The organism is Streptomyces sp. NPDC048290, from assembly GCF_040652095.1.
Lineage (GTDB): Bacteria > Actinomycetota > Actinomycetes > Streptomycetales > Streptomycetaceae > Streptomyces.
This window is the reverse complement of sequence record NZ_JBEZLM010000056.1, coordinates 1-9359: the sequence shown is the minus strand read 5'-3', so window position 1 is coordinate 9359 and position 9359 is coordinate 1. Positions and strand designations below refer to the sequence as shown.

Sequence of the window (9359 nt, the reverse complement as noted above, 5' to 3'; positions counted from 1 at the left end):
CAGTAGATGGAGTGCAGGATGTGGCCGGAGAGGTGGAAGGCGAGGTTCTTCTCCAGGCCGTTGATGGAGCCCCAGGTCTCCTTGTCGCGGGCCTCCGCGAGCTGCTCCAGAGTGTCGTTGGCCCCCTTGACGTACGCCGCGTGGTGTTTGTCGTGGTGCAGCTCGATGATCTCGGGGCTGATCACCGGGGCGAGCGCGGAGTAGTCGTACGGCAGTTCAGGCAGCGTGTAGACGGGCATACGGTCCCCTCCGACCTCTTATTGCATAAGGCTTGCAAGTGCACGCTAGCAGCAGGACGGTGTTCGCGCGTGGCAGGGGCGCGCGAAAAGAGCCCCGGCGTCAGGCCGTGGCGCGGCGGGAGGCCCCCGGCGTCAGGTCGTGGCGCGGCGGCGCTGCCGGGCGTAGCCGAGCGCCGCCAGGGCGAGGGTCATGGCGCCGGTCGAGTACAACTGCACCCGGGTGCCCGGCTCCCGTGCCATCAGCACGAACACCGTCACCATCCCGGCCAGCGCCACCCAGGTCAGCACCGGGAACGCCCACATCCGCACCACCAGCGCCCCCGGCGCCTCCCGCTCCAGCCTGCGCCGCAGCCGCAGCTGGGACACCGCGATGAAGATCCAGACGACCAGGATCACCGCGCCGATCATGTTCAGCAGCCAGGAGAAGACATCGTCCGGGCGCCAGTAGCTGAGCAGGACGCAGCCGAAGCCGAACACCGAGGACGCGGCCACCGCGGTCCTCGGCACCCCGCCCGACACCCGGCCCAGCGCCTTCGGGCCCTGTCCGCGCGCCACCAGCGAGTAGGCGATCCGCGAGGCGCCGTAGATGTTGGCGTTCATCGCGCTCAGCAGCGCCACCAGCACCACCACGTTCATCAGCTGCCCGGCGCCCGGGATGCCCAGCTGGTCCAGCGTGGCGACGTACGGGCCCTTCTCCACGACCGCCGGGGAGTCCCACGGCACCAGGGTCACCACGACCGCCATCGAGCCGATGTAGAACAGCGCGATCCGCCACATCGCGGTCCGCACCGCGCCCGCCACCCCGCGCACCGGGTCCTCCGACTCCGCCGCCGCGATGGTGACCGTCTCCAGCCCGCCGTACGCGAACACCGACGCGAGCAGCCCGATCACCAGGCCCTCGCCGCCGCCCGGCAGGAAGTCGCCCAGATGGTCCGTGCCGGGCGAGTCGGTACCCGGCAGCAGCCCGGCGATCGCCAGCACGCCCAGGACCAGGAACAGGCTGATCGCCCCGACCTTCAGCGCGGCGAACCAGAACTCGAACTCGCCGAAGCTGCGCACCGCCGCCAGGTTCACGGCGCAGAACACCACCATGAACAGCGCCACCCACGCCCACTCCGGCGTCCCCGGCAGCCAGCCGCTCACGATCTTCGCCGCGCCGATGCCCTCCAGACCCACCGCCGTGCACAGCAGCACCCAGAACGCCCAGCCCGCCGTGAACCCGGCCCACGGCCCGATCGCCCGCTCGGCGTGCGCGGAGAACGACCCCGACGACGGATACGCCGCCGACATCTCGCCCAGCATCCGCATCACCAGCATCACCAGCAGCCCGGACAGGGTGTAGGCGACGACGATCGACGGCCCGGCGGCGGCGATCCCCGCCCCCGAGCCGACGAACAGCCCGGCGCCGATCACCCCGCCGAGCGCGATCATCGACAGATGGCGCTGCTTCAGGCCGTGCGTGAGGTCCGTCGGCGCCGGGGCCGCCCCCGGGGTCTTCGCCGGGGCGGGCGGGGGAGTGGGGGTGGTGGTCATATGCGGTTCGTCCTCGCTGCTTGCTGTCTGGTTACTCGTACTGGAGCGGTCTTGGAGGAATCCAACAGTCCGTCAGTCCGCGCCCGGTGTGATGTGGCCGTCCCCACCTCCGTGACCGGCGTCACGCCCGCCCAGGTGTATCCGGCTCTCTTTGTGCGGAGCACACCAAGACGCGGACCCCGCCTTTGTCGTCTGCTGACGGTGATCGGCGCTTCACCGCTGGGATAGCGTCGCCGATGTCCCGAACTGTCCTCACCCCCGCGGAGTCCCCATGGCCACCGCCGCCACCACCGCCCGTCCGGGCCTGGTTCTCGCCGACCTGCTCCCGGCCTCCCGCGTCCGCGACCTCGCGCTGGTCGTGGGCGGCGCCGCCCTCACCGGTGTCGCCGCCCAGATCGCCGTCCCGGTGCCCGGCTCCCCGGTCCCGGTGACCGGCCAGACCTTCGCCGCCCTGCTGGTCGGCACCGCGCTCGGCGCCGGTCGCGGCTTCCTCTCCCTCGCGCTGTACGCGCTGGTCGGCATGGCGGGCGTGCCCTGGTTCGCCGAGGGCGGCAGCGGCGTCGCCGCCCCGTCCTTCGGCTATGTCATCGGCATGTTGCTGGCCGCCACGGCGGTCGGCGCGCTGGCCCGCCGCGGCGCCGACCGCTCGCCGCTGCGCATGGCGGGGGCGATGGTGCTGGGCGAGGCCGTCATCTACGCGATCGGCGTCCCGTATCTGGCGCTGGCGGCGGACATGTCCCTCACGGCGGCCGTCGCCGCGGGCCTGACGCCGTTCCTGCTCGGCGACGCCCTCAAGGCGGCCCTCGCGATGGGCGCGCTGCCCCTGGCGTGGAAGCTGACCAGGCGCGACTGACGACGGGCCGGCGGGCCGGGGCGCCGACACCGCGCGCCTCAGCCCGCCGCCGTACGCCGCCGGACCCGCTCACGCCCCACGGCGACCGCGACGACCCCGGCCGCGACCAGCAGCGACAGCAGGACCGTCGTCCGCCCGTCGTGCTCCGTGTCGGTCAGCATGTACCCGAGCACGAACACGATCAGCCCCGCGGCGGCCCAGGTCAGATACGGGTACAGCCACATCCGGACGACCAGCTTCTCCGGTGACTCCCGCTCGATGATCTTCCGCATCCGCAGCTGCGAGAAGCAGATCACCAGCCAGACGAACAGGGCCACCGCCCCGGACGAGTTGACCAGGAACAGGAAGACCGAGTCCGGGAACTTGTAGTTGAAGAACACGGCGACGAACCCGAAGACGACGGAGACCAGGATCGCCGTACGGGGCACTCCGCGGGCCGTGGTCCGCGCGAAGGCGCCCGGCGCGTCCCCCCGCTGCCCGAGCGAGAACGCCATCCTGGACGCCGTGTAGAGCCCGGAGTTGAGGCAGGACAGCACGGACGTCAGCACGATGAAGTTCATGATCTGCCCGGCGTGCGCGATCCCCAGCGAGTCGAGCGCGGCCACGTACGAGCCGTCCTCCTGGATCGCCGGGGAGTCCCACGGCAGCAGCGCCACGACCACGAAGATCGAGCCGAGATAGAAGACGCCGATCCGCCAGATGATGCTGTTGGTCGACTTGGTGACCGCCCGCTGCGGGTCCTCGGACTCCCCGGCCGCCAGCGTGGCGATCTCGCTGCCCATGAAGGAGAAGACCACCAGCAGCACCCCGGTGAGGATCGCGCCCGGCCCGTTGGGCAGGAAGCCGCCGTGCTCGGTGAGGTTGGCCAGCCCCGCCTGCTCGCTGTCGACGCCCGGCAGCACCCCGAACACCGCGAGCCCGCCGATCACGATGAACGCGCCGATCGCGACGACCTTGATCCCGGCGAACCAGAACTCGAACTCGCCGTAGGAGCCCACCGACACCAGGTTCGTCCCGGTGAGCACCACCATCACCAGCAGCGCCCACGCCCACTGCGGTACGGCCGGGATCCAGCCCTCCAGGATCGCGGCCCCGGCGGTCGCCTCGACGGCGAGCACCACGACCCAGAAGAACCAGTACAGCCAGCCGATGGAGAACCCGGCCCAGCGGCCGAGCGCCCGGTCGGCGTGCGCGGAGAACGACCCCGAGGTCGGATTGGCCGCCGACATCTCGCCCAGCATCCGCATCACCAGCACCACGAGCGTGCCGACGAGCGCGTACGAGAGCAGGATGCCGGGGCCCGCGGTGGCGATCCCGGAGCTGGAGCCGACGAACAGTCCGGCGCCGATCACCCCGCCGATGGCGATCATCGACAGATGGCGGTTCTTCAGCCCGGCCTGGAGCCCGGACCCGGACGCGGGCGCCCCGCTCCGGTCGTCGGACGTCCCGGTGTCGGTCACGGGGGGTGGGGCGGTCATGTGGGGTCCTCACGGTGGGGGGAGGGCGTGGGGGCGTACAAGTCGGACCTTCCGGTGAATCGGAGGGAACCATAGAACAGAACCTTCGAATCCAGCCCGACGCTTGAGGTTTTCCAGAGGTTCACGGCCCTCACACACAGTGATCGAACGCGGGGACCGCTCCGTCGCCGCCCCGGCCCCCTGCGCTGCCCCGCCCACCCCCGCATGTCACACTCATCCCATGCGCGTGTACCTCGGCTCGGACCATGCGGGCTACGAACTCAAGAACCACCTCGTCGACTGGCTGAAGTCGGCGGGCCATGAGCCCGTGGACTGCGGGCCGCACCTCTATGACGCCCAGGACGACTACCCGCCGTTCTGCCTGCGCGCCGCCGAGCGCACGGCCGCGGACCCGGACGCCCTCGGCATCGTGATCGGCGGCTCCGGCAACGGCGAGCAGATCGCCGCGAACAAGGTCGCGGGCGTGCGCGCGGCCCTCGCCTGGAGCACCGAGACCGCCGCGCTCGGCCGTCAGCACAACAACGCCAACGTGGTCGCGGTCGGCGCCCGGATGCACTCCGAGGACGAGGCGACGGCGTTCGTCGAGACCTTCCTGACCACGCCGTTCTCCGGCGACGAGCGCCACATCCGGCGCATCGACATGCTGAGCGCCTACGAGACGACGGGCGACCTGCCCCCCATCCCGGCGCACCACCCGCAGGACCCGCGGGGCTGAGCGACCGGCAGCCGACGATCCAGACGGTCCAGACGGTCCGAGGGCGGGGAAGGAAGCGGGAACTTGCCTGAGGGGCACACCATCCACCGGCTCGCCCAGGACTACGCGGCGGCCTTCGCCGGGCGCCCGGTCCGGGTCAGCAGCCCCCAGGGCAAGTTCAGCGACGCCGCCGCCCTGCTGGACCGTACGCCGCTGGAGCGGGCCGACGCCCACGGCAAGCATCTCTTCCTGGGGTTCCGGGACGCCGACTGGGTCCATATCCACCTCGGCCTGTTCGGCAAGGTCGGCTTCGGCGCCGCCCCGCCGCCCCCGCCCACGGACACCGTCCGGCTCCGGCTCGCCCACGACACCGCGTACGTCGATCTGCGCGGCCCGACCACCTGCGCCCTGATCACGGACGCCGAGAAGCGGGCCGTCCACGACCGGCTCGGCCCCGATCCGCTGCGCGCGGACGCCGACCCGGCCGCCGCGTACCGCCGGATCTCCCGCAGCCGTACGACGATCGCCGCACTGCTGATGGACCAGAAGCTGATCGCCGGGGTCGGCAACGTCTACCGGGCGGAGGTCCTCTTCCGGCACGGCATCGATCCCTACCGTCCGGGCAAGGACCTCACCCCGGCCGAGTGGGACGCCCTCTGGGCCGACCTGGTGGTCCTGATGCGCGAGGGCGTGCGCACCAACCGGATCGACACCGTCCGCCCGGAGCACACCCCCGAGGCGATGGGCCGCCCGCCGAGGGTGGACGACCACGGCGGCGAGGTGTACGTCTACCGCCGGGCCCACCAGCCCTGCCACCTCTGCGGCGGCGAGATCCGCACCGCCGGTCTCGCCGCCCGCAACCTCTTCTGGTGCCCGGCCTGTCAGTCCCGCTGACCCGCCGGGCCCGCCTCCCCGGCTCTCCTCGGCTCCGGTCAGAACCCGTGCGGCAGCCAGGCCGCCGGACCACCGCCGGGTCCGAACGCCAGCGACGCCGCCGCCAGTGCCCCCTCCCGCGCCTCCCGGACCTGCCCCGCCCCGGCCAGCGCCGCCAGCGACACACCGCCGAGATAGGCCGTGCCCAACTCCCGTACGGACAGCGCGAGGTCCGCCGGGTCCGTGGTCCGCTCGCAGGACGCGCCCCCGGCGTCCCCGGTGAGCCGCCAGCGCCCCGCGTTCCAGGGGCAGAACGCGTCCTCGACGTCCAGCACCACATCCACCGGCGCCGCGTACGTCCGGGCCGCCAGCGCCGCCGCCACGTCCACCAGCCGTACGTGCGCCGAGTCCTTCACCTGTACGCCCAGCCGTCGTACGTCCGACACCAGGTGGAGCAGCGGATCGTCCACCGGGCGTCCACGCGTCTCCAGCGTCGAGGTGAGATCGATCTCGAACAGGAACCGCCACAGCGCCGCGTACGCCGCCGGATCGAGCGCCTCCACGTCCCGCAGCCGGACCACCCCGCTCGGCCCGGACGTCTCCCACCGCGGCTTCACCTGGAACCGGGTGTACCCGACGACCCGCCCGTCGGCCCGCTCCGCGACCACGCACTGCAACGGCGAGCCGCCCTCCCGCTCGTTCTCCGGGTCCAGCAGCGGCAGCCGCTCCCAGCCGGGCTGCCGGGCCAGCATCCCGGCCCGCCCCGGCACCTTCGCCGCGTAGACCGCCTCGCACGCCTCCAGCACCTCACCGGGCGCCGCGTACCGCAGCCGTACGTCGTCCGTCCCCGGCGGCATCGAGAGCCGTACCCGGCGGGTGTCGGCCGTCAGGGTCATCGAGTACGTCCCGATGCCATAGCCGAACCGGCCGTAGATCGCCGGCTCGGACGCCGTCAGCACGGCCAGCGGCCAGCCCCAGGACCGGATGTCGGACAACTGGCGGGTCATCATCGCGGTCAGCACCCCGCGCCGCCGGTGGGTGGCCGCCACGCTGACCATGGTCACCCCGGCCGCCGGGACCAGCGCACCGCCGGGTACGGTCATCCGGAACGCGAACGCCCCGGCGGTCCCGACCACCTCATCGCCGTCCCACGCCCCGAGGGAACGTTCCGCCTCGATCAGGTCGTCCCACAGTTCGCGCTCCTCGGGCGCCTCCGGCACCCCGCCGAACGCCCGGATCAAGGTGTCGTACCACGTCGACATCTCGTCCTTGTCGTCCTTGTGCGGCACCCGAAGATGCGCCACGCTCGCAGGTGCACCCGCACCAGCCGTCGAGCCACTCGTCGTACTTGTTCTACTCACCATGAACCCATGCCTATCAGGGCATTGCCGGACGTTCCAGGGAATTTCCGCCGGGGGGCGGCGCGACGGCTTTCCGTGAAGTTCACTGTGAAGTCGAGCCTCGGACGGGGGACAAGTGGGACCTCCCGTGCCGGGCGGCCGGTCCGATGGATAGGGTCCCGAACTAATGGCAGCAGGACGAGAGCGGCGCGCGGCGGCCGAGACGTTCCCGGCCCGGTTGAAGATGCAGTGGCACCGGGCCCGCGTCGGCGTGCGCAGAAGCGCCGTGGACTACTTCCGCGGCGACGGCTCCGACTGGATCGCGCTCGTCGGGCTGCTGCTCACCATCCCCGTGATCACCGCCATGACCCTCGCCAACCCGGTCTGGTTCTCCCCGGCCGCGCTGGTCCTGCCGATCGTGGCGGGCGGACTGCTGCTGCGCCCCGCCAGCCTGCTCGGGCTGTACGCGGGCGCCGCCACCGCGCTGATCCTGGAGTCCGTCCAGCTCGGCCCCTACACCGAGGGACCCGCCCGGGTCACCCCGGGTGTGGTGCTGGTCGTCGCCGCCTGCGGATTCTTCGGACTGCTGATCGCCCAGTTCCGCAGCCGGGTCGGCGTGCCCTGGCGGCGCGGCGGCACCATGCTCTTCGACCTGCGCGAACGCATCCGCACCCAGAGCAGGCTGCCCAAGCTCCCGGCGGGCTGGCACCGCGAGATGGCGCTGCGCCCGGCGGGCGGCCAGTCCTTCTCCGGCGACTTCGTGGTCGCGGCCCGCACCAACGGCGGCCGGACCCTGGAGGTCGTCCTCACCGATGTCTCCGGCAAGGGCATGGACGCGGGCTCCCGCGCCCTGCTCCTGTCCGGCGCCTTCGGCGGCCTCCTCGGCTCCCTCCCGCCGCACGCCTTCCTCCCCGCCGCCAACGGCTACCTGCTCCGCCAGGACTGGGACGAGGGCTTCGCCACCTCCATCCACCTGGTCCTGGACCTCGACTCCGGGGACTACGAGCTGTACTCCGCGGGCCATCCACCGGGCCTCCAGCTCAGCGCCGGAAGCGGACGCTGGGAGGAGAAGGCCGCCGAGGGCCCGCTGCTCGGGGTCTACGACGCGGCCCAGTTCGACCCGGTCAAGGGCGCCCTGCGCCCCGGGGACGTGCTGATGCTGTTCACGGACGGCCTGGTCGAGACCTCCGAACGGGACATCGTGGAGGGCATCGACCGGCTCACCGGCGAGGCCGACCGCTATGTGGCCGGGGGCTTCCAGGGCGCCGCCTGGCATCTGATCGAGGCGGTCGCCAAGGACGTCAACGACGACCGGGCACTGCTGCTGATCAGCCGGGAGGGCGGCGGGACGGCCACCCCGCCGGGCACGCCGTGAGCCCCGTCCCGCCGACGACCCTGTACGCCCCTGAGACGGCCCGGGACGGGTCCACCGGGAACCGGACCCGAACGGGAGCCGGGAAGCCGTGACCGACGCCGTGCGGCTCACCCTCCCCCAGATCGAGGCGCTCGCCCGCGCCGCCCACGAGGGCCAGACCGACAAGGCCGGCCGCCCCTACGCCGAGCACCTGCGAGCCGTCGCCAACGGCGTACGGCGCCGGGGCGGCGACCCCGACCAGATCGCGGCGGCCTGGCTGCACGACGCGGTCGAGGACGACGCCGTGTCCGGGGACTGGCTCGCCGGTGCGCCGCTGACGCCCCGGACGAAGGCGATCGTCCTCGCCCTGACCAAGCGGGCCGGGGAGACCCCGGAGGCGTACGCGGCCCGCGTCCTGGCGGTGCCGGGCGCCCTGCTGGTCAAGGAGGCGGACCTCGCCCACAACGCCGACCCGGGGCGGCTGGCGGTGCTGGGGGAGGCGACACGGGAGCGGCTGACGCGGAAGTACGCGCGGATGCGGGGGCTGCTGGGGCTGGCGGACGGTGGCTGACCGACGGCGGCTGACCGACTCTCTTTGGACGGCGTCAATAAAGGGGAGATAAGTTTCAAGGGGCATCGATGTGTGTTGCAGCTGAAATCGGCGCCTGTCCTGTTCGCCGACATCTGTCACCGGTTGCGCGGTGCGTGATGTTTCGCTGCTGCTAACTTCCCGTAATTGCTGAGGCGCCCCATGGTCACTGCGTCCCGACGTGTCAACACTCGTTGTCCATGGCTTCAGATGAGCTTAACGGTCTGTTTCTCGCGTTGACGGGTTCGGAGATGCCGGATGCCGATCCGGTGTTGATGCGTGCGCATCTGGTGGCGCCTCAGCGTGAGCTTGAGTCGCAGTTGGGTGAGTTGCAGGGGTTGTTGGCGGAGTTGGCGACGTCGGTGTCGTCGATGTCGTCGGGGGAGTGGGGGGACGCCTATCTGGA

At 72.0% G+C, this 9359-nt stretch carries 9 protein-coding genes and 1 pseudogene; 6 read left to right on the top strand and 4 right to left on the bottom strand.

Features of this window, described 5'->3' with window-relative positions; all coding sequences use genetic code 11:
* Window positions 1–239: pseudogene (locus AB0D49_RS41650) on the bottom strand (superoxide dismutase); the annotation flags it as partial.
* A gap of 132 nt (window positions 240–371) precedes the next feature.
* The gene (locus tag AB0D49_RS41645) at window positions 372–1772 is read right to left on the bottom strand and encodes an amino acid permease (RefSeq protein WP_362769468.1); all 1401 of its coding nucleotides are present in this window, start codon (window positions 1770–1772) and stop codon (window positions 372–374) included.
* Between the two features lie 271 nt (window positions 1773–2043).
* On the opposite strand from AB0D49_RS41645, the gene AB0D49_RS41640 reads away from it, so the two are divergent.
* Entirely contained in the window at window positions 2044–2625 is a 582-nt protein-coding gene (locus AB0D49_RS41640; protein ID WP_362769465.1) for a biotin transporter BioY, read from the top strand.
* Window positions 2626–2663: 38 nt separating this feature from the next.
* Here AB0D49_RS41640 and AB0D49_RS41635 read toward each other — a convergent pair whose 3' ends face one another.
* The gene (locus AB0D49_RS41635) at window positions 2664–4103 is read right to left on the bottom strand and encodes an amino acid permease (protein WP_362769462.1); all 1440 of its coding nucleotides are present in this window, start codon (window positions 4101–4103) and stop codon (window positions 2664–2666) included.
* A gap of 220 nt (window positions 4104–4323) precedes the next feature.
* On the opposite strand from AB0D49_RS41635, the gene AB0D49_RS41630 reads away from it, so the two are divergent.
* Together AB0D49_RS41630 and AB0D49_RS41625 are read left to right on the top strand one after the other, a co-directional pair.
* Window positions 4324–4818, top strand: a complete 495-nt coding sequence (locus AB0D49_RS41630; RefSeq protein ID WP_362769459.1) for a ribose-5-phosphate isomerase — start codon at window positions 4324–4326, stop codon at window positions 4816–4818.
* Between the two features lie 63 nt (window positions 4819–4881).
* Window positions 4882–5691, top strand: a complete 810-nt coding sequence (locus tag AB0D49_RS41625) for a DNA-formamidopyrimidine glycosylase family protein (RefSeq protein WP_362769456.1) — start codon at window positions 4882–4884, stop codon at window positions 5689–5691.
* Between the two features lie 38 nt (window positions 5692–5729).
* On the opposite strand, the gene AB0D49_RS41620 is transcribed toward AB0D49_RS41625, so the two are convergent.
* Window positions 5730–6932 carry a GNAT family N-acetyltransferase gene (locus tag AB0D49_RS41620; protein ID WP_362769471.1) on the bottom strand — a complete coding sequence of 401 codons (1203 nt, stop codon included), beginning with the start codon at window positions 6930–6932 and terminating at the stop codon, window positions 5730–5732.
* Window positions 6933–7197: 265 nt separating this feature from the next.
* On the opposite strand from AB0D49_RS41620, the gene AB0D49_RS41615 reads away from it, so the two are divergent.
* The 3 genes from AB0D49_RS41615 to AB0D49_RS41605 all read left to right on the top strand — a co-directional run.
* Window positions 7198–8385: a PP2C family protein-serine/threonine phosphatase gene (locus AB0D49_RS41615; protein WP_362769454.1), complete on the top strand. Its 1188-nt coding sequence runs from the start codon at window positions 7198–7200 to the stop codon at window positions 8383–8385.
* Window positions 8386–8473: 88 nt separating this feature from the next.
* Window positions 8474–8935: an HD domain-containing protein gene (locus AB0D49_RS41610; protein ID WP_362769451.1), complete on the top strand. Its 462-nt coding sequence runs from the start codon at window positions 8474–8476 to the stop codon at window positions 8933–8935.
* A gap of 218 nt (window positions 8936–9153) precedes the next feature.
* On the top strand, window positions 9154–9359 hold a 206-nt coding region (locus AB0D49_RS41605), incomplete at its 3' end, for a hypothetical protein (RefSeq protein ID WP_362769448.1).

Excerpts from the sequence above, each read along its gene's own strand:
- AB0D49_RS41615 (WP_362769454.1), top strand. The coding sequence starts at position 7,198 with ATGGCAGCAGGACGAGAGCGGCGCGCGGCGGCCGAGACGTTCCCGGCC.
- AB0D49_RS41640 (WP_362769465.1), top strand. The coding sequence starts at position 2,044 with ATGGCCACCGCCGCCACCACCGCCCGTCCGGGCCTGGTTCTCGCCGAC.
- AB0D49_RS41645 (WP_362769468.1), bottom strand. The coding sequence starts at position 1,772 with ATGACCACCACCCCCACTCCCCCGCCCGCCCCGGCGAAGACCCCGGGG.
- AB0D49_RS41630 (WP_362769459.1), top strand. The coding sequence starts at position 4,324 with ATGCGCGTGTACCTCGGCTCGGACCATGCGGGCTACGAACTCAAGAAC.
- AB0D49_RS41620 (WP_362769471.1), bottom strand. The coding sequence starts at position 6,932 with ATGTCGACGTGGTACGACACCTTGATCCGGGCGTTCGGCGGGGTGCCG.
- AB0D49_RS41635 (WP_362769462.1), bottom strand. The coding sequence starts at position 4,103 with ATGACCGCCCCACCCCCCGTGACCGACACCGGGACGTCCGACGACCGG.